The 23,384-nt window shown below is 31.2% G+C and carries 21 protein-coding genes; 4 read left to right on the forward strand and 17 right to left on the reverse strand.

Features of this window, described 5'->3' with window-relative positions:
• Positions 1-17: 17 nt before the first annotated feature.
• Positions 18-566 (forward strand): folate family ECF transporter S component, encoded by a 549-nt coding sequence (locus BN3265_RS08780; RefSeq protein ID WP_058991195.1) that lies wholly within the window; start codon positions 18-20, stop codon positions 564-566.
• 9 nt (positions 567-575) lie between these two features.
• Positions 576-791: a hypothetical protein gene (locus tag BN3265_RS08785; RefSeq protein WP_058991196.1), complete on the forward strand. Its 216-nt coding sequence runs from the start codon at positions 576-578 to the stop codon at positions 789-791.
• Between the two features lie 328 nt (positions 792-1,119).
• On the opposite strand, the gene BN3265_RS08790 is transcribed toward BN3265_RS08785, so the two are convergent.
• From BN3265_RS08790 to galE, 6 genes are all read right to left on the reverse strand, one after another.
• A complete protein-coding gene (locus tag BN3265_RS08790) occupies positions 1,120-1,740 on the reverse strand; it encodes a PepSY domain-containing protein (RefSeq protein ID WP_058991197.1) in 621 nt (206 codons plus the stop codon).
• Between the two features lie 118 nt (positions 1,741-1,858).
• Positions 1,859-2,629 carry an AIM24 family protein gene (locus BN3265_RS08795; RefSeq protein ID WP_058991198.1) on the reverse strand — a complete coding sequence of 257 codons (771 nt, stop codon included), beginning with the start codon at positions 2,627-2,629 and terminating at the stop codon, positions 1,859-1,861.
• The gene (gene nagA / locus BN3265_RS08800) at positions 2,622-3,749 is read right to left on the reverse strand and encodes an N-acetylglucosamine-6-phosphate deacetylase (protein WP_058991199.1); all 1,128 of its coding nucleotides are present in this window, start codon (positions 3,747-3,749) and stop codon (positions 2,622-2,624) included. The genes BN3265_RS08795 and nagA overlap by 8 nt, the downstream gene beginning before the upstream one ends.
• Positions 3,750-3,808: 59 nt before the next feature.
• Positions 3,809-4,525, reverse strand: a complete 717-nt coding sequence (locus BN3265_RS08805; protein ID WP_058991200.1) for a putative ABC transporter permease — start codon at positions 4,523-4,525, stop codon at positions 3,809-3,811.
• 641 nt (positions 4,526-5,166) lie between these two features.
• Positions 5,167-6,087, reverse strand: a complete 921-nt coding sequence (locus BN3265_RS08810; RefSeq protein ID WP_058991201.1) for a sugar phosphate nucleotidyltransferase — start codon at positions 6,085-6,087, stop codon at positions 5,167-5,169.
• Positions 6,087-7,109 carry a UDP-glucose 4-epimerase GalE gene (galE, locus tag BN3265_RS08815; protein WP_058991202.1) on the reverse strand — a complete coding sequence of 341 codons (1,023 nt, stop codon included), beginning with the start codon at positions 7,107-7,109 and terminating at the stop codon, positions 6,087-6,089. Before galE ends, BN3265_RS08810 begins: the two co-directional genes overlap by 1 nt.
• 120 nt (positions 7,110-7,229) lie before the next feature.
• Between galE and BN3265_RS08820 the strand changes: the two genes are divergently transcribed.
• Entirely contained in the window at positions 7,230-8,882 is a 1,653-nt protein-coding gene (locus BN3265_RS08820; RefSeq protein WP_058991203.1) for an FAD-dependent oxidoreductase, read from the forward strand.
• Positions 8,883-9,072: 190 nt separating this feature from the next.
• Here the strand turns inward: BN3265_RS08820 and BN3265_RS08825 are convergent, their stop codons facing one another.
• Genes BN3265_RS08825 through BN3265_RS08850 form a run of 6 tightly spaced genes read right to left on the reverse strand, consistent with a single transcriptional unit; the run spans position 9,073 to position 15,846 of the window.
• Positions 9,073-10,251, reverse strand: a complete 1,179-nt coding sequence (locus BN3265_RS08825) for an iron-containing alcohol dehydrogenase (RefSeq protein ID WP_058991204.1) — start codon at positions 10,249-10,251, stop codon at positions 9,073-9,075.
• A gap of 5 nt (positions 10,252-10,256) precedes the next feature.
• Entirely contained in the window at positions 10,257-10,913 is a 657-nt protein-coding gene (locus BN3265_RS08830; RefSeq protein WP_058991205.1) for an L-fuculose-phosphate aldolase, read from the reverse strand.
• Positions 10,913-12,352 carry an FGGY family carbohydrate kinase gene (locus BN3265_RS08835; protein ID WP_058991206.1) on the reverse strand — a complete coding sequence of 480 codons (1,440 nt, stop codon included), beginning with the start codon at positions 12,350-12,352 and terminating at the stop codon, positions 10,913-10,915. Before BN3265_RS08835 ends, BN3265_RS08830 begins: the two co-directional genes overlap by 1 nt.
• On the reverse strand, positions 12,353-13,330 hold the full coding sequence (locus BN3265_RS08840; protein ID WP_058991207.1) for a 2-hydroxyacid dehydrogenase: 978 nt from the start codon (positions 13,328-13,330) through the stop codon (positions 12,353-12,355). It lies immediately after the preceding gene.
• 15 nt (positions 13,331-13,345) lie between these two features.
• On the reverse strand, positions 13,346-14,524 hold the full coding sequence (mtnK, locus tag BN3265_RS08845) for an S-methyl-5-thioribose kinase (RefSeq protein WP_058991208.1): 1,179 nt from the start codon (positions 14,522-14,524) through the stop codon (positions 13,346-13,348).
• A 2-nt stretch (positions 14,525-14,526) separates the two neighbouring features.
• The gene (locus tag BN3265_RS08850; RefSeq protein WP_058991209.1) at positions 14,527-15,846 is read right to left on the reverse strand and encodes a Na+/H+ antiporter NhaC family protein; all 1,320 of its coding nucleotides are present in this window, start codon (positions 15,844-15,846) and stop codon (positions 14,527-14,529) included.
• Positions 15,847-16,041: 195 nt separating this feature from the next.
• Here BN3265_RS08850 and BN3265_RS08855 point away from each other — a divergent pair, with 195 nt between their 5' ends.
• Positions 16,042-16,809 carry a DeoR/GlpR family DNA-binding transcription regulator gene (locus BN3265_RS08855; RefSeq protein ID WP_058991210.1) on the forward strand — a complete coding sequence of 256 codons (768 nt, stop codon included), beginning with the start codon at positions 16,042-16,044 and terminating at the stop codon, positions 16,807-16,809.
• A 153-nt stretch (positions 16,810-16,962) separates the two neighbouring features.
• Here BN3265_RS08855 and BN3265_RS08860 read toward each other — a convergent pair whose 3' ends face one another.
• The 5 genes from BN3265_RS08860 to BN3265_RS08880 form a co-directional block, all read right to left on the reverse strand.
• Positions 16,963-18,018, reverse strand: a complete 1,056-nt coding sequence (locus BN3265_RS08860; protein ID WP_058991211.1) for a s-methyl-5-thioribose-1-phosphate isomerase — start codon at positions 18,016-18,018, stop codon at positions 16,963-16,965.
• Between the two features lie 94 nt (positions 18,019-18,112).
• Positions 18,113-19,480: a hemolysin family protein gene (locus BN3265_RS08865; RefSeq protein WP_058991212.1), complete on the reverse strand. Its 1,368-nt coding sequence runs from the start codon at positions 19,478-19,480 to the stop codon at positions 18,113-18,115.
• 93 nt (positions 19,481-19,573) lie between these two features.
• The gene (locus BN3265_RS08870; protein ID WP_049690338.1) at positions 19,574-20,218 is read right to left on the reverse strand and encodes a V-type ATP synthase subunit D; all 645 of its coding nucleotides are present in this window, start codon (positions 20,216-20,218) and stop codon (positions 19,574-19,576) included.
• Between the two features lie 3 nt (positions 20,219-20,221).
• Entirely contained in the window at positions 20,222-21,613 is a 1,392-nt protein-coding gene (locus BN3265_RS08875) for a V-type ATP synthase subunit B (protein ID WP_004839561.1), read from the reverse strand.
• Complete coding sequence (locus BN3265_RS08880) at positions 21,613-23,376, reverse strand: V-type ATP synthase subunit A (protein WP_058991213.1); 1,764 nt, start codon at positions 23,374-23,376, stop codon at positions 21,613-21,615. Before BN3265_RS08880 ends, BN3265_RS08875 begins: the two co-directional genes overlap by 1 nt.
• Between the last annotated feature and the right edge of the window lie 8 nt (positions 23,377-23,384).

The raw sequence follows: 23,384 nt of genomic DNA on the forward strand, positions 1-23,384 counted from the left end.
CCAAATAGGAGGAAAAAATGAAAAATTTAAAGAACAACAGAACTTTGATTTTGCTATCATTTTTTATAGCACTATCAATTGTAGTTTCGAGATTTTTTTCTATAACTACAGTAAGTCGAAAAATCGGTCTAGGTTTTATAGTAACAGCAGCTATGTGCTCAATTTTCAACCCATCTCTTGCTGTTCTTGCATCAATAATAATTGATTTAGTTTCAAACCTAATTTTCCCAACAGCTGGAGGATTTTACTTGCCCTTTGTGACAACAAAAATCGCCTCAGCCCTAATTTATACTTTCTTTTTCTATAGAAAAGAAATAACAAGGAAAAACATAGTCTTATGTACGATTTCAAATTCACTAGTCACAAGTTTATTTCTAAACACCCTATGGACTAGCCAACTAACTGGCAATCCATTTGCGGTTCAATTTGCAATGAGAATACCAACAATGGCAATAAACTTTGTATTTCACACCATAGTTTTAATAATAATCTTGCCAAAACTTGCAAATATTTTAAGGGTAGAAATAAAAAAATTAGGAGCCCAACCAGAAAATGCTCCTTATTAGGAGAAATTTATGAAAATATTAAAAATAATAAGCTTAACTTTGGCAATTGTCTTCACATTTTTTGGATACAATATATATTTTAAGAAAAAATATAAGCTAATAAATAATTTTGAAAATGATTATAAAAATGGATTAAAAGATGAAAAGTATGCAAAAAAAGTAGGATTAATAGAATTGATACTAGGAATTTTATTTTTTCTAATTTTTTTAAAAATTTCTTTATGATAAAATATACTTGATGTTTTGCAAACATCTCTATACTTTGTGTAGGAAGGTGGTAAAAATGCATCTTAGAGATATATTAGTTTCTATTATTCTTAGTTTAATAGCAAATTTTATCTATGATATTATTTGCAAAAACAATGGGAATAATGCAAAACATTAAGAAAAAAAGACAGGAGCTGCAACTCCTGTCTTTTTTAATGCATCTAATACATTAGTTTCTTTACACTTTCATTATACAAGCTAAAAAATTAAAATCAATATACTTAAAAAATAAACAAAAAGCAGGAACAAATCCTGCCTTTAATTTAAAATTATAAGGATTTAAATCCTATTTTTGAATAATGTCCAATGTTTCAGCGTCAAGTTCTACGTCATCTCCGTTTTCAACGTCAATTTCGTAAACTAATTTTCCTTGGTCATTGAAATCTAATTCATAAGATTTTACATAGCCTTTGTTGTTTTCCATAGCTTTTTCCATTGCTTCTTTTGGAGCTTTAACCTTTGTAAAGTCAATTGCCATGGCATCTTTTGTATCATCATCTTTATCTTGTTCTTTTGATAAAACTTCTCCGCTTTCAGCATCTATTTTTGCTTCAAACTCTTCATCGTCTTTGAATCCACTGATGTCATAAACATATTTTCCATCATCTTCATCAAATTCAAGAGATGAAACTTCTATGCCATCTACTTCAAAAGCTTCTTTGAATTTATCAACAGCATCATCAAGAGAAATATCAAATTCTTTTCCTTCAATTCCTTTTGCTTCGTCAATTTTTTCTTCAGCATCGTCTTTTACTGAAGCAACTTCCTCAGAAACAGCAGCTTTTGCGTTACTTGCTGCATCTTTTGCATCTTCTTTTGCCTTATTAGCATTTTCTCCAGAACAAGCTGAAAGTAAAAGTGCTAATGCAAGAGCTGATGCTCCATATTTTAAATTTTTAAATTTCATAAAATCCCTCCGATTTATTAAATATTTCTATTTTAATATACTGGTTTAAATAAATTAATCAAGTTATTAAAAAAATTAATATTTATTGAAAGTAATTTTAATTTTATTAATTTACAATTTATTTATTCTTGTAATCTAGAGGAGCTAGAAGTATTTTGCCACTTCCTTTATATACATTCACAAAGCCCTCCTCGGTCATAGCTGACGACAATAGTGAACTTGATGCTTTTTTTACTGAAAAATCTAGGCTATCTGACCAAGCTATAGCGTATGATCCATCAATTTTTATCTCATCATTTTCAAGTTCTATTTCTATCAAATCATCCCTTGCTATTGGGCTTTCTAAGGCAAGAATTCCTTCTCCTTCTAATTTTAAATTAAATATTCCTTCATTGCCCATTAAAGATGATGACAAGTTAGTTCTTGTTTTTATTTTTTGTTTTAAATTTGATGTGCAAGCCAAAAAATATCCATCTTCTAATACAATTGAATTATTCCACTCTTTTAAGTCGACTAAAATTATGTGTTTATAAGTTGGCTCTAATACAACCGTACCTCTTCCTTTATATTCAGGTTTTACTGCACTTTCTTTTGTGACAGAACCTTTAATAGATTTTGAAAAGAAATCTCCAACTCCTTTTATCCCACTTGTTAATTCAACTTCTCCAATCATCCATTGCATAGCCCCTGTTTGGCTTGTAACTGGAGAAATTGACAAATCGCATGAGAGTTGTCTTTTTCTTATTTGCATTTTTGATGAGAAATATTCGCTCATAGCGAAATTTTTATCAACAGAAAGATTTTTTTGGTATTCTAAAACCTTAAATGGTCCTTTTTCTTCTTTTATTTCTATATTCGGATTATCATAAAAATTATTTATTCTAAACATGATATTTTTCTTCCCCATTCAAATAAGTAGCTTTTAAATTTAAATCGTAATCTAGGAGGATAAAATCTGCATCGTAGCCTACTTTTATTTTTCCGCAAACATCATCTATTCCTACGGATTTTGCTGGGATTAGGGATGCCATTTGGACTGCTTCAAAAATATCTACTATATCCCAATCAACCACATTTTGAACGGCTTCTTTTAATTTTAAAATTGATCCTGCAAGGTTTCCTGATTCTAGTCTTGCTGTTCCATTTTCAACTTTTACTGGAAATTCTCCCAACATATATGATCCATCTGGCATGCCTCCTGCCATCATACAATCTGTTATAAGAGCGATTCTGTCATAGCCTTTTTTGTTTATTAAAACTTCTGCTGCGGCTGGATTTACGTGGTGGCCGTCGCAAATTAATTCTGAAATTGCATCTGAATTCATAGCTGCTCCTACCATACCAGGATTTCTATGGTGAAGTCCGCTCATTCCATTAAAGGTGTGAACAAAAATATTTGCCCCATCATCTACTGCTTTCATCGCCTGATCATATGATGCATCGGAGTGACCAAGGGCAACATAAACTCCCATGGCATTTGCTTTTTTTATAAATTCTTCTGACCCAGCTCTTTCTGGTGCAATTGCAATTTTATTTACAAGGCCTTTTGACAAGTCTTTCCATGTTTTTAATTTTTCTATGTCAGGATCTGACATATATTTTTCGTTTTGGGCGCCCTTGTATTTTTCTGTAAAAAATGGGCCTTCCAAAAATATTCCCCTTACTTTTGCTCCCTTTACATCCTTGTATTCTTCTCCAACAACTTTTACCGCTTCATTTAACCTTTCTGTTGAGTCGGTTAAAGTTGTTGGCAAAAATGATGTTACACCTGTTTCAAGCAAGCCCTTTGAAATTATATCCAAGGCTCCTTTTTTCGCATTCATTATATCTTCGTTTTTGTAGCCGTGAATGTGGGTGTCAACAAGGCCTGGAGCCAAAATTCCTTCTAGATAAGTGAAATTTTCAGGCTCGTTTTTGGAAAGAGACTTTATTTTCCCATTTTCTACTTCTACAAATAAATCTTTTTCGATTTTGTCTTCTAATATTACATAATCTGCTTTATAAATCATACAATCTCCTTTATACTTTTACGATACTAAAATCAGACTTTTTTTCAATTTTATTATTCTTATATATCATCTTCAATTTTTTCAATACTTTTAATAATTCTTTCTGCGATTTTATTTCTTTTCTCGCTCATCCTAAATGAAACAACCCTTTTTAAAGTCTTTGGATTGAAAGATTTCTTTCTCCTGTAAAAATTGTCGACTCTTTGGGTCATTTTTTCTTGGAAATTTTCTTCAATTTCATCAAGTTCTTTTTGGAAATTAGTCAAGTTCACAACTGTAAGGGTTATGTCTGAAGAATGAATGCCAATTAAAATAAAAGGCAAAATTACAGCCAAAATCTCTGGCAAGAAAGAATAAAAATCTTCAGCCTTTGGAATCAAATATTCCATAACCAAAATTGCCGCAAGGCCAAAACCAACCGATGTTGGAACTGATGTCCTGCCATTTAAATTCATTGGAAGGTCCGTATAATCCCACCATCTAGCATGAAATAATTTTTCCAAAATATATGAAGTTGGATATTCCAAAACCATAGAAACAAAAAATCCCACAATAAAAATCTGTAAAAGAGAAAGTTTTTCCAAAATCCCCTCATTTATTAAATCATAAGCAAAAAGAGCAAAAATCGAACCAAATCCATAAATTGGACAAAGCGGCCCATACAAAAACCCCCTATTTTGCCATTTTTGGTTTTGAATAGTGCAATAAACACTCTCCCAAACCCAACCCAAAAGGGCAAATAAAAAATAAAAAATTATATACCTATTAATTACCATAAACCACCTATTTTTTTCTTTCTTTTCGTATTATTATTTATATTATAAGCGATTTTGGGAAAATATTAAATAAAAGAAATAATTTGAAATATATATAATGGATATATGGTTTTAAATAATTTTTTTGTAAAGCAAAATTTAATAAAAGAGATCTCTCGACAAGCTCAAGATGGGTTATAATTATATTAACTTAGTTCTACGTTTGTTCTGATTTTTAATTTAAATTTTATTTTAAATAAAAAATATAAACAATCTCATCCAATAAAGTCAAACTATGAAATCTCAAAAAAACTAAGCGCAAATGAAAACTAAACCAGAGAAATACCCATCCCGACCGCAGTGGAGGGATCTCTTGATTTTCTTTGCATTTTGCACTCTATAACCTTGAAATCTCTCGGCACTAAAACCCGTTTGCTTCGCAAACTTTTCCGTGCTCATGAAAACTCATTTGCTTCGCAAATTTTTCCGTGCTCTCGCACTAGTTTTCAGGATTTATAACCGAAATCAACGGTTATAAATCTGCACTAGTTTTAGGGATAAATATGCCAAATCAAGGCATATTTATCAGCTCGAGATGGAAGTATTTTCTCAATACAATCATTTTTTTAAATTTAGTCCAAAAATTTAAATCAAACTAACTCCTACTTTTCTTCCCACAAATTTGGGGAATAGATTCCTTTTTTAAACATTTTTTTGAATTCTTCTTGGGCAGGTTTTAAATCTTCTTTGTAGGTGATTCCAATCCATTCATCGTCGGTTGGGATTACTTTTACTTTTGCTTTTTTATCTTCCAACAACTCTTCTACCATATCTGCCAAAATATATTCAGCACTCATCAAATCTTCTTTATTTTTTTCTAGGTAATTTTCAAAATATTTTTCGCTTATTTCTACAAATTCTGGGAAAGATGCCCAAACATTCATGGAAACCAAGGATTCCAAATTTAGAAAATCTGCCGGACGATTTTCTTTGGATAATATTTCTCCATCCTTGTTTTCGATTGCGTGGGTTTCTTTTATACTAATAAGCTCATGCTTATCATTTTCAAGGCAAACTCCCCTGTTTACTGATCCGTTGTCTGATAGGGTGTTTTTTAATTTGTAGCCTGCCATGGCGATTTGAATTTGATCTTTATTTAAATTTTCTGGATTATTTAAATATTTATACATTAATTCAAAAACTTCTCTACCATAATAATCATCTGCATTTATTATTAAAAATGGTTCATTTATAAATTCTTTTGCAGAAAGGATGGCTGGAACTGTACCCCATGGTTTTTTTCTTTCTTTTGGAACTTCAAATCCTTGTGGAAGTTCATTTTTTTGGAAAGCATATTCCACATCAATTACTTTTTCAATTCTTTTTCCCAAAATTTCCTTAAAATCTTTTTCTATTTCTTCTCTTATTATAAAAACCACCTTGTCAAAGCCAGCTTTTTTCGCATCATAAATTGAATAGTCCATAATTGTATGGCCATATTCGTCCATTTTTGCAAGTTGCTTAACACCTGCCCCATATCTTGAGCCAATTCCCGCTGCAAGAATTACTAAACTTGTAGTCATTATTCCCCCTTATATCCATTCGGATTATTTTTTTGCCATCTCCAAGAATCTTCGCACATCTCATCGAGTCCATTTTCACAAACCCAACCAAGAATTTCCTCAGCCTTTTTTGCAGATGCAAAACATTTTGCTATATCTCCGTCACGTCTTTTTTCAATTTTGTAGGCAATTTTTTTGCCACTTGCCTTTTCAAAGGCCTTTACCATTTCTAAAACTGAATATCCACGTCCTGTTGCAAGGTTAAAAATTTCAACTCCTTCTAGTTTATCGATTGCTTCAATCGCCTTAACATGGCCCTTAGCAAGGTCTACAACGTGGATGTAATCTCTAACTCCTGTCCCATCTTCTGTATCATAATCATCACCAAAAACATGAAGATATGGGAATTTCCCAATGGCAACTCCTGTAATATAGGGAATCAAATTGTTTGGAATTCCCTTTGGATCTTCTCCAATAAGACCAGATTTGTGAGCTCCAATCGGATTAAAATATCTAAGAAGAATTATTTTCCACTCATGGTCAGAAACATACAAGTCTGACATAATTTGCTCCATCATAGACTTACTCCAGCCGTATGGATTTGTACATTCTCCTTTTGGAAAATCTTCCGTAATTGGGCAAGATTTAGGATCTCCATAAACTGTGGCAGATGATGAAAATACTATATTTTTTACATTCGTCTCTTTCATAGCAGAAAGAAGACTCAAGGTTCCTGTGATATTATTGTGATAATATTCCAAAGGTTTTTTTACACTTTCCCCAACAGCTTTTAAAGCTGCACAGTGAATTACAAGGTCGATTTTTTCATCTTTTAAAACTTCCCTTAATTTTTCACCATCAAGAACGTCAGCTTCGTAAAATTTCAAATTTTTCCCTGTAATTTTTTCTACTCTTTTTAAGGATTCTACTGAGGCATTGGATAAGTTGTCGTAAATTATAACATTAAAATCCTTATTCAAAAGCTCAACTGCAATGTGAGAGCCAATAAAGCCCGCCCCACCAGTAATCATTATATTTTTCATTTTTTCTCCTCAAATTTAAGAATTTCTATTTTTCATAAATAATTTTTCTGTACTTTCTATCATTATATATAAAATATAAACTTCAATCAAGAATTGGGTAGAAGTATTAAGAGGTGAATTATGAAAATATTAATAATTGGAGGCGTTGCAGCAGGTGCTACTTGTGCAACTAATCTTAGAAAACTTTCTGATGAAAATGAAATAATTTTAATTGAAAAAGGCAGGGACACTTCTTTTAAAAATTGTGAAATTCCTTATTATCTTTCCTATATGGTTGATGACAAAGAGGATTTGATTGCAAGATATCCCGAAGAATTTAAAAAGAAAAATAATATAGATGCAAGAAATTTTAGCGAGGCTCTTGCAATTAATCGCCATGAAAAATATGTCGAAATCAAAGATTTAAAAACAGGAGAAATATACAAGGAAAACTATGACAAATTAATAATAGCAACAGGTGCTTCTCCTTTTGTTCCAGATTCAATCAAGGGTTTGGAAAAAGAAAGAAAAAATGTCTTTAAGGTTGAAAATGTTATTGATGTTGAAAATATTAGAAAATATATCAAAGAAAACAAGGCAAAAAAAGTTATAGTAAACGGGGCTGGTTTTATAGGAATTGAAAGTGCAGAAAACCTAAACGAACTTGACCTTGATGTATCTCTTGTTGTAAGAAGCAGAGTTTTGGGAAATATAGACGAAGAGCTTGCAGTATTTGTAGAAGAAAATATTTCTGACCATATAAATTTAATAAAAAACGACGAAATAGTTGAGGTAAAAGATAAAAGCCTTCTTTTAAAAAGCGGAAAAGAAATTTCCTATGATGTCTTGATAAATGCCATTGGGGTTAGACCAAATTCAAAAATCGCAGAAGATGTTGGCCTAAAAATTACAAAATCCCGAGCGATAGAAACCGATAGAAATTTATTAACAAATGACCCAGATATCTACGCCATTGGGGATGTAATAGAAGTTTATAATCCGCTTACAAAAACCAAAGCAAAATTAAACCTAGCTTGGCCTGCCCACAGACAAGCAAAATTTGTAGCAAATCACATAATGGGAAGAGCAAAAAAATCCCCATCTTTTATAGGATCTTTTGCCCTAAGATCATTTGATATGAACGTGGCAGCAACCGGTCTTAGCAAAAAACAATTAGATACAGCAAAAATCCCCTACAAATCAACCCTAATTACCCACAACGATTCAGTAAATATCCTTCCCTATTCAAAGCCTATGAATATGAAAATTTCCTTTGATCCATACACCGGACAAATTTATGGCTTCCAAGCGGTGGGAGAAGGCGATGTAGTAAAAAGAGTTGACATAGTGGCAGGACTAATTGGCATGGGAGCAGATATTTACGACCTATACGATACAGAAATATCCTACCAACCAATTTATTCCACCCCAGAAGATGCCCTAAATACTCTTGCAAGTCAGGCTATAGATATTTTTGAAGGAAAAATAAAAAATATAGAAATTCCAGAACTTGGGGAAAGAAAAGATGAATTTATCATAGTTGACGTAAGAGAAAAAGAAGAATTTGAAAAATCCCACATAAAAACCGCCATAAATATACCAGTAGGGAAAATCAATCCAGAAGATTTCAAAAACAAAAATAAATACCTAATCTATTGCCGAAGTGGCAACAGGGCAAAATCCGTAGTAAAAACCCTACAAAAACAAGAACTAGAAAATATTTACTACCTAGAAGGCTCAATGACCTACCTTGAAAAATACCAAAAAACTATGGGAGTTGAAATTTTAGAGTAAACTTTTTGGCTATATAAAAAATAAAACCAAATTGAAATTTAACTCATCAATCATACAGAATAATTTATTCTCTTGTAAATTATATGTATACATTATTTAAATACTCATTTTTGACTTACGAGCTAAATTTCTCCACAAAAAACTGCCAGCTCAATGTTGATTAATCAATATTGAGCTGGCATCTAATTATTTATATTCTATTTTCACTTGCAATCTTATAAATTTCTCTTATATCATCTTCATTTAAAGAATAAAAACCGCTTGTTTTTCCCCCATTTAAATTATTCAACTTTACTAGTTCATCTAAATCATAATCACTAATTCCTAGCTGAACAAAATTTAATGGCATTTTAATTTCTTCTAAAAAGTCTTCAAATTTTTCGATTCCCATCATAGCAGTTTCAATAGGATTATCATTATTTATTTCTATATCAAAAACCCTATTTGCAAATTGAGCAAATCTTTCAACTTTATGTTTTTTCACAACATATCTCATCCAAGCTGGAAATATAACAGCCATTCCTGCACCATGATTGCAATCGTATTTTGCTGAAAGAACATGTTCTAAGTGATGTGAATTCCAATCTTGTTCTCTATCACAACCTATTATATTATTGTGGGCTAAACTTCCTGCCCACATAATATTTTTTCTATATTCTACATCGTTTTTACAAAATACTGCTTTTCTTCCTTCTTTCATTACTGATTTTATTATAGATTCAAGCAATCTATCTGTTAAGTCTACATTTTCTGTGTTTGTAAAGTATCTTTCTAAGCAATGTGATATTATATCAGTAATTCCGCAAGCTGTTTGATAACTTGTCAGAGTCGTCGTTAATTCAGGGTTCATTATTGCAAAAACTGGTCTTATCAAATCACTTTCTATTGCCATTTTCTCTAAAGTATTATTATTTGTAAGTATAGCGTTTGGAGAACTTTCACTTCCTGAAGATGCTATTGTAAGAATTACACCAATTTCAACTGCTTTTTTTATTTCTTTACCTGTATAAAAATCCCAAACATCTCCACTATAACATAAGCCTACTGCTACAGATTTTGCAAGATCAATTGAACTTCCTCCTCCAATTGATAATATAAAATCTATATTATTCTCTCTTGCAAGATCAATACAAGTATAAACCATATTTGTAGTAGGATTTGTCTTTACACCACTATATTCTACATATGAAATCATATTTTCATCTAATATTTTCTCAACTGTATCTACCAATCCATTTTTTTTAGAAGATGAACTATAAACTATTAATATATTTTTCTTTTTTAATTTTTTTAGCTCTTCGCCCAGTTTGTTAAGAGAATCTAGGCCAAAAATATATTTTGTAGGGCTATAATACGTAAATGAATTCATTCTTATTAATCCTTCTTTTGTGCTTGACCGTAACTTTTAAAACCTTCCGCAACTTCTTCCATCTCTTCATCTGTTAAGAAAACAGGTTTACCAACACTCATTGCTCTGTATTGAATTTCTGCAATATATTCCATTTCTTTAGCAAGCCCATAAGCTGACTTCATATTTTTACCACAAACAACCAAACCATGATTTGCAAGCAAAACAGCATTTGATTTTCCTGAAGCTTCAACTGCCGCTTTGGCTAGTTTTTCTGTTCCATATCTTTCATACTTAGCACATGGAACCTCAAAAGCATTAGCATCTGCTATAACATAGTGTATAGGATAAATAGGCATTCTTAATGATGAAAAAGTTGTGCAATAAACAGAATGAGTGTGTACAACCGCTCTAGCTTCAGGCTTATTCTTGTAAAATAAAGTGTGCAAATGCCATTCACTTGATGGTTTTTTGTCACCTTCAATAATTTCTCCTTCTAAATTCATAACAACTATATCTTCTGGTTTTGTTTTTAAATAATCAACTCCTGAAGGTGTTATAAATACTAATCCTTTTTCAGCATCGTATATACTAAGATTTCCACTTGTTCCGGAACTAAGTCCCTCTGTGCTCATCATTTTTCCATATTCAACTAATTCTTCTCTTTCTTTAATATAATTCATTATTTAACTCCTTTTGTTTCGTAAATATTATAAGATTTCCATTTATTATAGTAATCTATTATTAAGTTGTTTTCAACATCCTTGTATTTAGTATTTTCTTCATCTATTATATATGATTTATCGTCTTCAAAATATTTATTACATATTTTAAGTAAACCAAATAGTGTAGAATTGTTATAATTTTTAGGTAATACCAATTCTTTATTACTAAGTGAAGATATCATTTTACATAAGGTATCTGACTTAAATCCGTTTCCCATTCCTACAATTCTACTATATGACCTATTTTTTAAAGTTTCTAATTTTCTTATTTTTGTATATACAGAGCAGGTAATATCCGCTAAAATTGACCATGAATAATCAAAACTATCAGCCGATGAGTCTATTGGTGTTTTTATTATAAATGTTCCTGACTTTTTGGGTATAGATTTTGGCTTTGAACAAGACGTCAGTAGCGAAATAACTTTCACATCCTCAATTCTAGAATAATGTTCTTCCATTTTTTCATAGGATATATCTTTCAAAAAAGTATCTTTAAAATTTTGATAGTTAAGACCTGTTATACCAGGATTCATTTCTAATATATATCCATCACCTCTTAAATATGAATTTTTCCATAATTCATCATCGACAAGATTATCTAGGTTATTTTCATATGCAATTACTGGACTTGTTGTCCCTGATACAATTAATATGGAATCTTCATAGTCATTAAAATTTTCCATGGCAAGTTGTGTATCGGCTCCCCCTACTATAAATATAGAAGATTCTAACTGCTTATATTTTTTAACCCAGCTTTTTGAAATTTCACCAAGCTTTTCACCAGATTTTACAATCTTTGGAAAAGTCAAGGATTCTATGCCTAATTTTTGTGCTAATTTTTTAGAATACTTTAAATCATTTATATCATACAATTGAGTATCCGTTGCTTGGCTTGGCTCAATCGATAAAACTCCTGTAAATTCATAACCAATCCATTCACTAACACTGGTAAAGCTAAACAATTCTTCGAAATCTTTCTTATATAATTCTTTATAAGCCATTATTTTAGCTGCTGGAAAATCTTCAGTAAAATTTTTACCTGTTTTTTTATAAATATCTTCCATTTCAAATTTGCTTATATATTTTTTTGCTCTATTGTCAATATTTGGAAGTCCTATCTTTGCTTTATCTTTGCCTAGTAAAATTATTGATTGCCTTGTACTTGCTGACGAAACTGCAGTTATTTTTTCGTCAAAATCATATAATAAGTTTTTTAATTTATTATCTAATATTTTCATATATTCATTGGGACAAAAATAAACAGAATCGTCATAGCTTTTATCTACCTTGTATTCGTTTTTAAATGATATATCCTTAACTATATTCCCAAAATTGTCTATAATTGATAATTTACTATTACCTGTTCCTATATCTATTAACAAATAATATCTTTTCAATTACAGTATCTCCTTATTGTAAACAATTTTTTCTAAATTTTCTTTTTTAAAATATTTTTTTATACTCTCATTCAAAATGTCAGCTTGGTGATTAGTAACTTGGTAAGTTGCTCCCGCTATGTGAGGTGTTAAAGTTACATTTTTATTTTTCAAAAATTCTAAATCGTTTTTCTTTGGTGGTTCTTCTGGAAGTACATCTAATATAACCTCTACATCCTTATCCTCTATTAGTTTTACTAAATCATCATTGTTTACCACTTTAGATCTTGCACTGTTTATTAATACAGATTTTGGTTTTATCAGATTTAATAAATCTTTATCTATCATATTTGTTGTTTCACTATTTACTGGTAAGTGTAGACTAATTATATCTGAATCTTTGAATATATCTTTTAAATCTTTTTTTATATATTTACCACATTTTTCTACATATGGATCATAAAAAGAAACTTCCGCTCCAAATGCTTCCAGCCTTTTTGCTATTTCTCTTCCTACTGCACCTAAACCTACTAATCCTACTTTTTTATTTGCAATTTCATCGCCCATCCAGGTGTAATAAGGCGTTGTCCCTTCCTTCCATTCACCATCTTTAACCCAATCTATTGATTTATCTAAATGCCTGTACTTCATTAATAATATTCCAATTATATATTCTGCAACAGCTGTTGAGTTTCTTCCAGGAGTACATAATACAGGTATATTATGCTTGTTACATGCTGATACATCTATATTGGCAGGGTTAGACCTACAATCTCCAATCATTTTTAAACCATTATAACCTGATAAAACTTTTTCGGTTATTCTATCAAGTTCTGTAATTAATATATCTGGCTTTTCTGACAAAAGTTTTTCCAGCATTTCATCCTCATAAAATCTTTCGCCAGTTTTTGTCCAAGGATCGTACACAATATCATCAAACATTTCTTCCAGTTCTTTTAATCTATTTTCAGGATACGGTGCTCTGACATAAACTTTCACATTTACCTCCTACCATCAAGTCAATTTTTTTATATAATCAATTAAATCTTTTGAGTTACCTATTCCATTTCTATTTTTTATCAAATATTTACCTATAAGAATAAGTTTTTTATCAATCGCTAATCTTAAGTCATTATTTTTTATAGATGTTATTTCTTCAACCTTAGAGTCACCTACATCTCTTCTGATTATTTCTGTTGCTGCATACCCAAAAGAATCTGAAATTATTTCTTTTAAATAATATTCTTTAAAATATGTATTTCTAAAATAATTATTAGTAACATAAGTATCATAAGCTTTGTCAAGTTTATAGATTGTTTTATCTATTGTATCTTCTAATAATTTATATAGATTATCTTTTCTATCATCATCCATTACAATACTATTTGCTAAAGCAAATATTATATTGCCCCATACATTTCCTATGTCATATCCTATAGGACCATAAAAAGCAAATTCAGGATCTATGACCTTAATACCTTTGTCATCTACGAAAATACTTCCAGTATGAAGATCACCATGAATAAGCGCTTGTGAATTTGTTTGAAATTTATCTTTTAGTTTTAAAACTTCACCTATTAATTCCTCATCATTGTAAAGTTCTTTTTCTACAAAACTTTCCAAGCCTTCGGTTATTATATTCCTATTCTTATAGTTATAGTAAGGTTCCGTAAAAACTAAATCTTCAGATATATCACACAAATCTGGATTAGTATATTTTTTTACATTTTCTTTCTTTTCTTTTCTAGAAATAACAAGATCTGTAGTCGGTAATAAAGTTTTAGCCAAAAACTCTGATAGACTATCGCTTAAGTGATTGTAAATATTTCCTTTTGATAGTTCTTCTCTCAAATTTTTATAAGATGATATATCTTCCATTATTATCATAGATTTCTCTTCATCATAATAATAGACTTCTGGTACTGATCCAGGATAAATCTCATATTGAGTTTTTAGAATATTATATTCTATTTTGCTCCTATTGATATCTAAAGGTCGACCAGATGATCTTAATAAGGTGTCAGATTGTTTTATAACTAATGACTCGTTAGTTTTTTTGTCTATAACCTTAAATACATAGTTAATATTTCCATCACCTATCTCTACACACTCCAAAGTAGATTTGTCTTTAAAAAATCCTTTTTCTACAACATAATCTATAATTTCTAAGTTATTTAGCAGTTTTGACTCCATAATTATTCACCTTTTTTTGTCACATTTTTAGGGAATCCTATTATAATGAATATTATTCCAAATATTGCTAATAAAAGACTGTACCAAGAATATGGAACTACTGACAAGGTGGATATTTTTGCTATTCCTGCAGCTAAAAGTATTTGTCCAGCCCATGGTGTGATACCGTTTCCTATACTTGCAAACAAATCTAATATACTAGCTGTTCTTGCTGGCTCAACTCCAAATTCTTCAGATATATCCTTAGCTATTGGTCCAACAGTTATTATTGCAATAGTATTATTTGTTGTTGCTACATCTACTAAAAATACTAAAAATGCAATTGCAAGTTCTGCTCCACTTCTTCCTTTAACATTTCTAGTTAACCTATGTAATAACCAATCTATACCACCTAAATATTCCATCAAAGCAACTAATCCACCTACCATTACTGCAATAACTGCCATATCTTCCATAGCCATTATTCCTTCACCCAAAACAGAAAATGATTCAACTACAGTAAATGATCCCTGAGCAACTCCTATAATCAGACCTGATAAAATAGCAGCACCCATGGCTAGCATAACATGAACACCAGCAAGTGATAATCCTATAACTATAACGTATGGTAATAGTCTAATTAAATCCCACTCCAAATTTTCTGTAGGAATATTCGCAGAGCTTGATTTAAAAGTTAAAAGTATTAATGTCACAATTATTGCTGGTAATACCATCAAGAAGTTAGCTTTGAACTTATCCTTCATTTGAACTCCTTGTGTTCTAGTTGCCGCTATAGTTGTATCTGAAATAAATGATAAGTTATCACCAAACATTGCTGAACCAACAACTGTTCCGCACATCAATGGTAATTCTATTCCGGTAGATTGAGCAAGAGCAACTCCTATAGGCATCAAAGCTGTTACAGTTCCCATTGATGTTCCCATTGAGAAACTTAAAACGCATCCTATTATAAATACACCTGGCAATATCATGCTTTGAGGAAGCATACTTAATCCCAAGTTTGTTACTGATTTTACTGCCCCCATTTTATCAGCAACTAAATAGAACATTCCTGCTTCCAAAAATATTATGAACATTAAAATTAATGTATCATCTCCTCCGCCTTTACAAAACATAGTAACTAAGTCATCAAAACTTAATTCTTTTTTAGATTTTTTCAAGGCGAAAATAAAAGCAAAGATACAAGCAATCAAAATTCCAACATTTAGTGGTAGTGAACTAGCGCTACCAGTTACAACTGTTATCAATACATACAGGGCTATAAATATCAACAATGGTACAAGCCCTAAGAAACTACCTTTTTTCTCAACTTTTTGATTCATAATAACCTCCTCTTTCAAAACGTTTTCTTTGATCATTTTTATAATACCACATTTTTTGACCGTTGTAAACATTATTCCACATTATTTTTGTGTTTTTGTTGATTTTAAATTCTTCTTCAATTATGTTAAAATAATATTACTAATATTATCTTATAATAATTTTTATTTTTAGAGCTTAAATGGAACGGAAATAATATGTTAAAATTTGAAAGACAAAATAAAATTTTAGAACTATTGAATGAGAATGATAGTCTTCTCGTCACAGAAATGAGTAAAATTTTCAATTGTTCTGATGAAACTATAAGAAGAGATTTAAAAGAACTTGATAAGGCAAAATTATTGACTAGAACTCATGGTGGTGCCTTTATGGCTAGAAAAAATGATAAAACTTATCCTACTAAGATAAGAAATATTTTATTACTAAATGAAAAAACTAAACTTTCAGAAAAAGCTATTGACTTTATAGATGAAAATGATTTTATTTTTCTGGATTCTAGTACAACTTGTTATCAACTAACAAAATTAATGATCTCTAATAAGTTAAATGTTACAATAGCTACAAATTCAATACTAATAGCAAATCTTTGTACTGAAACAAAAAATAACATTGAATTAGTATTGCTAGGTGGTCATTTAAGAAATAACAATATGTCAACAATTGGAATTGAAGGCCTTCAACAAATCAGAAATTACTACGCAGACAAATGTATCATTTCTCCTCCAAAGTTAAATATTGAAAAAGGGCTTTTTGACAATAATAACTATGAGGCTAGCATTAGAAAAGCAATGATAGATAATTCTTCTTATAATATTTTAATGGTAGACCATACTAAACTAACTGATTTTACAAATTATAAAATTTGTGATATTAATTCTATTAATTTATTAATAACTAACAAAAAACTTGATGAAAGTAATAAAATAATCCTTAATCATAAAAATGTAGAGTATGTTAAAGCTTAGATAAGTTCATTATAAGAGTCTTGACTGAAATATTTATTAAAAATATGAATCTATTTTTATCTTTACCAAAAAAATTTTTATATCAAATATAAATTTTATTTCAAAATAAAAAATCGTGTTTATAGAGTTAATTCTACAAACACGATTTTTCACTTAATAAAAGTTTATTTCACCTTTATTTTGAAAATACTCATATAAATCTTTTGGATTATAGGCTCCTACATCTGTTACTATTTTATCTACTAAATTTGATGGTGTCTTGTCAAAAGATGGATAAATTGCTTTAACTTTATTTCCTGCATGTTTTATGCCATTACAAATTAATACCTCTTCTGGATCTTTCATCTCAATTTTTACATCATCCAATCTTTTCATTCCCTTATCAGGTATTCCTGTCACAAAATATTTAACGTCATATAGTTTGGCTAACTGCGCAATTTGTAAGGTTCCTATTTTGTTCACAACTCCACCGTCTTCTGTAATACAATCCGCAGCAGATGTAAATATATCTATTAATTTATTTTCCATAGCATAAGCTATCATATTATCTGTAAGAATTGTTGTATCAAATCCTTCTTCTGAAAAACAAGATGCTGTTAAGCGAGCTCCTTGTAAAAAAGGTCTTGTTTCTGCACAATAAATTTTTATTTTCTTATCAGATTTTTTTAATAGTGATATTAAAGCACCTATTATTGTTTCACCATAACATTGTGTCAATATGCTTGAGTTTTCCGGAATTAAGTCTATTAAATTTTTCCCAACTTCCAGCATTGTTTTATAGCGTCTATTGATAGACTTTATATTATCTTCCATTATTAATTTTACTGGATCTTCATTATTGTTAATGGCATCAACAGCTATTTTAAAACACCTGCTTGTTATTTTGCTATATCTTTCTTTAGTAGTTATTCTTGCATTACCAAGCTCTGTTGATGCTTTTTCAATAAAAGTTATTCTATCCTTTTTATCTAAAGTTCTAGATTCATAGCAAGCAAGTGCCATTCCCATGCCTAAAGCTGTATATGGGCCAGCACTTTGGGTAACCATATCTTTAATAGCTTTGACAACATCTTTGTAAGATTTACATTCAACAAAAACTATTTCTCTTGGATAGACTCTTCTATCTAGAATCTTTACAATACCATCTTGATACCATGCAACATTTTCATACTTTAATAAAAATGGCATACCTTCATCATATCTTTCCATAACTATCTCCATTATTAAATATTAATCAAGAAAACGTTTAAAATATATTATCATAAAGAAATAATTTTTTCAAATAAAAAAACACTACTATGTATTAATTAGTAGTGTTTTCTTCTTTTTCCATCTCTTCACCCAAATCTTCTTGAGCTTTATTTAACTTTTTTATTCTTACAATTTTAATTCGGGTTTCTTCTATATATAGGATTTTAAATTCGTAATCTTTGTAAACTACAGCTTTTTCAAAGCCTTCGTCTGGGACAAATCCTAGCCTATCTATCATAAAGCCTGCAACTGTATCGTATTGGTCGTTTTCTTCGTCAATATCAAGACCTAAAATATCATTTAAATCTTTTATTGAGGTTGAACCCTTTACTATATATGATCCTTTTGTTGAGGTTCTAATGTCTGGAAGATCCTTATCAAATGTATCGTCCATATCTCCAACAATTTCTTCTACCAAATCTTCCATGGTTACAATTCCCGAAAATCCACCGTATTCATCAATTAAAATCGCCATATGAATGTGGTCTTTTTGCATTTGGGAAAATAATTTGTCAGTTTCTATTTTTTCTGGGACAAAAAATGCGGGTTTTATTAATTTTCTAATATCAACACTTGCAATCCCCACATCAATTGCCTCCAAAAGATAGTCTTTGGTATAGACTATTCCCAAAATATTGTCGACTTCCTCGTCATAGACTGGGATTCTTGAATGTTTTAATTTAATAAATTCATCCAAATATTTTCTTTCCCTGTCTTTTATATCGATCATAAATACTTCAGGCCTTGCGGTCATTATCTCTTCCGCCCACACATCGTCAAATTCCATGATTGAGCGAATCATTTTCGATTCCAAGGGCCTTAAAACTCCTTGGTCTTCTCCAACTTGGACAATAGATTTAATTTGCTCTGCCGTAACTTCTTTTTCAATAGCCTTAGATTCTATGCCAAAAATATTCATAATTAGATTGGTAACTTTATTTACAAAACTTACAAATGGTTTGGTAAAAAATAAAATGATTTTTGCAAATCCTGTAGTTTTTTTTGAAATTGTGTAGGGATTTTTAATTCCTATTCTTTGGGGAATCATATTTGCAAAAATCCTCTTAATCACAACAAAAACTACAACCATACAAATCATTATAAGCATTTGCATAAAATTAGATTCTCTATTTAGAAATCTTTCCAAAGAATCATTTATATTTAATAAAAGAAAGGCTATTGTAATTATTGATAAAACGGCATCTTGGAAATATTGACTTTGCATAAGCCTTTGTTGGTCTTGTGATAAAAGCAAAACTTCCTTTGCCTTTCTATCCCCATTTTCCACCATATCTTTTAATTTTTGATGATTAAGTGATGTAAGAGATGAAAATATCATATTTATTAGGGCATTTAATAAAATTAGTGCCAAAACTATTAAAAAAATTGTCAAATTCGCGTAGGGTCCTTCCGTATCCATTCGTTTCTCCTTTAAAATTTATGTATTAAAAGGACGCTTAACACGTCCCTTTTATCCTTATTACTAAACTATGAAATTTTCTCTTTTCAAGACTTAAGCTTCTTCTGAAATAATATCCTTAACTTTCATTAGTCTTGATATAGTTGCTCTTTCGTTTTCTTCTAGCTTAGCTCTAATATATTTGATTGTTTCTTCCAAATCTGGAATCGTCCTATATTCTAGGGCGTTTACCCTTCTTCTTGTTCCTTCTATTTCATCTGCCATAAGTTGAGTTGATTTTTCAAGTTCTGCCAAGGTTAGAAGCTTATCCATAACCTTGTTTAATCCTTTTATGGCAAGGTCCAAATCAGCTGATGTTTGGGCAAGGCCATAAGGATACATGGAGGCATTTTCGTTTCCTCCCTTGTCAATTTTAAATTCCATTTGTGGAATTCTTACACTCATGACATTTTTTACTTTTATATCTACCCCAATTTTTTGTGTTGGAAAACTAACTGCTTCTTCCAAAAATTCTGGGCTCATAAATGATGATGCCATCAAAAATCCTTTTGATGATTCTTTCAAATCAGCTTCAACTTCTTCACGAAGTCTTTTGTTTTCTCTGATTTTTTCAAGAAATTGTCTCATTAGCTCATCTTGTTTGTCTTTTAAAAGCTTGTAGCCTCTTTTGGATGTGGCAAGTCTTTTCTTTAGGGTATTTAAATTCATCCTGGTTGGAGTTACATTAAGCCTTGTCATAGCCTAAGACTCCTTTTTATTTTCGTCTTTATCCAAATATTTATCGATTAATTCATCATCGATTCTCTTTAGTTCAGATTTTGGTATTATTTTTAATAATTCCCAACCAAGATTTAGGGTATCTTCTATGGATCTATTTGTGTAGAATCCTTGATTTATATATTTTTCTTCAAATTGTTTAGCAAATTCTGCAAAAGCAAGGTCAGCTTTTGAAAGGGCAGAATCTCCAAGGATTTTTTGAAGCTCTCTTGCGTCAACTCCGGATGCATAAGCTGCATAAATTTGGTTCATGGTATCTGCGTGGTCTTCTCTAGTTTTTCCTTCTCCAATTCCCTTATCTTTAAGCCTTGATAAGGATGGAAGAATTGAAACTGGTGGGTTTACTCCTTGATTATAAAGCTCGTTTGATAAAATAATTTGTCCTTCTGTGATATAGCCTGTCAAATCTGGGATTGGGTGAGTTATATCATTTTCTGGCATGGTTAAAATTGGAATTTGGGTAATTGTACCTGGTTTTCCTTTTAATTTTCCAGCTCTTTCATAAAGGGTTGCAAGGTCTGTATAAAGATATCCAGGATATCCACGACGGCCTGGAACTTCTTTCCTTGCTGCTGAAACCTCACGAAGGGCTTCTGCATAGTTTGTCATATCTGTCATTATAACCAAAACTTGCATGCCTTTTTCAAACGCCAAATATTCTGCTGCTGTTAGGGCCATTTTTGGTGTTGATAAACGCTCGATTGCAGGGTCGTCTGCAAGGTTTATAAACATTACTGACCTATCCAAAGCTCCTGTTTTCTCAAAATCTTGTCTAAAAAATTGAGCTTCTTCAAATGTAATTCCTATAGCTGCAAAAACAACGGCAAAGTCTTCACTGTCATTTAAAACTTTTGCTTGTCTTGCAATTTGGGCTGCAAATTTGTTATGTGGAAGTCCTGATCCTGAAAATATTGGAAGTTTTTGTCCACGAACAAGGGTGTTTAATCCGTCGATTGTTGATACTCCTGTTTGGATAAATTCTGATGGATAATCACGGCTTACAGGATTTATTGCAACTCCGTTTACATCTCTTTTTTCTTCAGGAATAATTGATGGGCCATCATCTATTGGTCTTCCTAGTCCATCAAAAGTTCTTCCTATCATATCTTCGCTTACGCCAAGTTCTAGTGGTCTACCTAAAAATCTTACTGATGTTGATTTTAAGTTAATTCCAGAAGATCCTTCAAAAAGTTGGACAACAGCATTGTTTTCGTCAATTTCTATTACCCTTCCTCTTCTTCTTTCTCCTGTTTGAAGTTCTATATCAACTAGTTCTTCATAATCAACTCCACTAACATCTTCGACAAGCATTAGGGGTCCAACTACTTCTGATACGCTTTTATATTCTTTTAGCATTATTCATCCCCCTTTGCTACAGCTTCTTTGCATTCTTTGTCGATTTGTTCTTTGACTTGGTCGAATTCTTCCAAGTTTTCATCTTTTATTAATTTTAATCTTGTGATTTTTTCTTTTACTTCAAGATCTTCAAGTCTATCAAGATTTGCTCCATCAGCTAAAGCTTCTAGACTTTTATCATAGAAATAAAGAATTGTATCTAGCATTAAATCTTGTTTTTCCATTGGACAGAAAGCATCTGTTTCGTGGAAGGCATTTTGTTGCAAGAAATCTTCTCTTAGTGATTTTGTTACATCAAGTTTTAATTTATCATCATCACTTAAACCATCACGACCGATTAGTCTTACAATTTCTTGTAGGGATGATTCTTGTTGAAGAAGACTCATTGCTCTCATCCTATTTTTTGAGAATTTTTCGTCAACAGTTTTGTCTATATAAGAATCCATCTTGTCTTGGTAGAGTGAGTAAGAATTTAGCCAGTTTATAGCTGGGAAGTGTCTTTGGTAAGATAAGTCATAATCAAGTCCCCAGAATACTTTTACTATACGAAGAGTTGCTTGGGTAACTGGTTCTGATAAGTCTCCACCTGGAGGAGAAACTGCTCCTATTACTGAAAGTGATCCTTCTTTTTCTACTTGTCCATTTACAATAACTTTTCCACTTCTTTCGTAGAAATCTGCTATACGGCTTGCAAGATAAGCTGGGAATCCTTCGTCTCCTGGCATCTCTTCCAAACGTCCACTCATCTCACGAAGGGCCTCTGCCCATCTAGATGTAGAATCTGCCATTAGGGCAACTGAATATCCCATATCTCTGTAATATTCTGCCATGGTAATTCCTGTATAAACACTTGCTTCTCTGGCTGCTACTGGCATATTTGAAGTGTTTGCTATAAGTACAGTTCTTTTCATGATTGATTCGCCAGTTTTTGGATCGATTAGTTCTGGAAATTCGTCAAGTACATCGGTCATCTCGTTTCCACGTTCTCCACAACCTACATAAATTACAACGTCTGCATCGGCATATTTTGCAATTTGGTGTTGGATAACTGTTTTTCCTGATCCAAATGGTCCTGGAATTGATGCAGCTCCACCCTTTGCAACTGGGAAAAATGTATCAATAACTCTTTGTCCTGTTATAAGTGGTGTGTCTGGGTCAAGTTTTCTATTAAATGGTCTTGGAGATCTTACTGGCCATTTTTGAATCATATTTAATTTCTTATCGCCATTTTCTGTTTCAATTACAGCAACTGTATCTTCTACTGTAAATTCTCCATCCTTTATTTCTTTAACTTTTCCTTTAATTCCATTTGGAACCATAATTTTGTGGTTAATTACTGAAGTTTCATCAACACTTCCTAGAATATCTCCAGGGATTACTTGGTCTCCAACTTCTTTTTCCGCTTTAAATTCCCATTTTTTTTCTCTATTTAGTGGTGGGGCTGTAACTCCTCTTTTTAGAAATTCTCCTGCCAATAATTCAAGTTTTTCAAGTGGTCTTTGGATTCCGTCATACATTCTTTCAAGTAGTCCTGGTCCAAGTTCAACTGATAGTGGAGCTCCTGTTGAAACTACTTCATCTCCAGGTCCAATTCCAGTTGTTTCTTCGTAAACTTGAATATTTGCAACATCCCCTCTCATCTCTATTATTTCTCCGATGAGCTTATCTTTTGAAACTTCGACCACATCATAGATATTAGCATCAGACAATCCCTTTGCTTCTACAAGTGGACCTGATACTCTTGTGATTTTACCTTTATTCAAATTTGGTC

Origin of the sequence: Anaerococcus rubeinfantis, assembly GCF_001487145.1 — a bacterium.
Taxonomy (GTDB): Bacteria; Bacillota; Clostridia; order Tissierellales; family Peptoniphilaceae; genus Anaerococcus; species Anaerococcus rubeinfantis.

Bases quoted from the DNA above. Each gene is read 5' to 3' on its own strand.
- BN3265_RS08865 (WP_058991212.1), bottom strand. From the start codon at position 19,480: ATGGATACGGAAGGACCCTACGCGAATTTGACAATTTTTTTAATAGTT.
- BN3265_RS08785 (WP_058991196.1), top strand. From the start codon at position 576: ATGAAAATATTAAAAATAATAAGCTTAACTTTGGCAATTGTCTTCACA.
- BN3265_RS08870 (WP_049690338.1), bottom strand. From the start codon at position 20,218: ATGACAAGGCTTAATGTAACTCCAACCAGGATGAATTTAAATACCCTA.
- BN3265_RS08860 (WP_058991211.1), bottom strand. From the start codon at position 18,018: ATGGAAAGATATGATGAAGGTATGCCATTTTTATTAAAGTATGAAAAT.
- BN3265_RS08850 (WP_058991209.1), bottom strand. From the start codon at position 15,846: ATGAATCAAAAAGTTGAGAAAAAAGGTAGTTTCTTAGGGCTTGTACCA.
- nagA (WP_058991199.1), bottom strand. From the start codon at position 3,749: ATGATTTATAAAGCAGATTATGTAATATTAGAAGACAAAATCGAAAAA.
- BN3265_RS08820 (WP_058991203.1), top strand. From the start codon at position 7,230: ATGAAAATATTAATAATTGGAGGCGTTGCAGCAGGTGCTACTTGTGCA.
- BN3265_RS08875 (WP_004839561.1), bottom strand. From the start codon at position 21,613: ATGCTAAAAGAATATAAAAGCGTATCAGAAGTAGTTGGACCCCTAATG.
- BN3265_RS08810 (WP_058991201.1), bottom strand. From the start codon at position 6,087: ATGACTACAAGTTTAGTAATTCTTGCAGCGGGAATTGGCTCAAGATAT.
- BN3265_RS08825 (WP_058991204.1), bottom strand. From the start codon at position 10,251: ATGAATTCATTTACGTATTATAGCCCTACAAAATATATTTTTGGCCTA.
- BN3265_RS08780 (WP_058991195.1), top strand. From the start codon at position 18: ATGAAAAATTTAAAGAACAACAGAACTTTGATTTTGCTATCATTTTTT.
- BN3265_RS08805 (WP_058991200.1), bottom strand. From the start codon at position 4,525: ATGGTAATTAATAGGTATATAATTTTTTATTTTTTATTTGCCCTTTTG.
- galE (WP_058991202.1), bottom strand. From the start codon at position 7,109: ATGAAAAATATAATGATTACTGGTGGGGCGGGCTTTATTGGCTCTCAC.
- mtnK (WP_058991208.1), bottom strand. From the start codon at position 14,524: ATGGAGTCAAAACTGCTAAATAACTTAGAAATTATAGATTATGTTGTA.
- BN3265_RS08830 (WP_058991205.1), bottom strand. From the start codon at position 10,913: ATGAATTATATTAAAGAAAGAGAAGAATTAGTTGAATATGGAAAAATG.
- BN3265_RS08855 (WP_058991210.1), top strand. From the start codon at position 16,042: ATGTTAAAATTTGAAAGACAAAATAAAATTTTAGAACTATTGAATGAG.
- BN3265_RS08790 (WP_058991197.1), bottom strand. From the start codon at position 1,740: ATGAAATTTAAAAATTTAAAATATGGAGCATCAGCTCTTGCATTAGCA.
- BN3265_RS08795 (WP_058991198.1), bottom strand. From the start codon at position 2,629: ATGTTTAGAATAAATAATTTTTATGATAATCCGAATATAGAAATAAAA.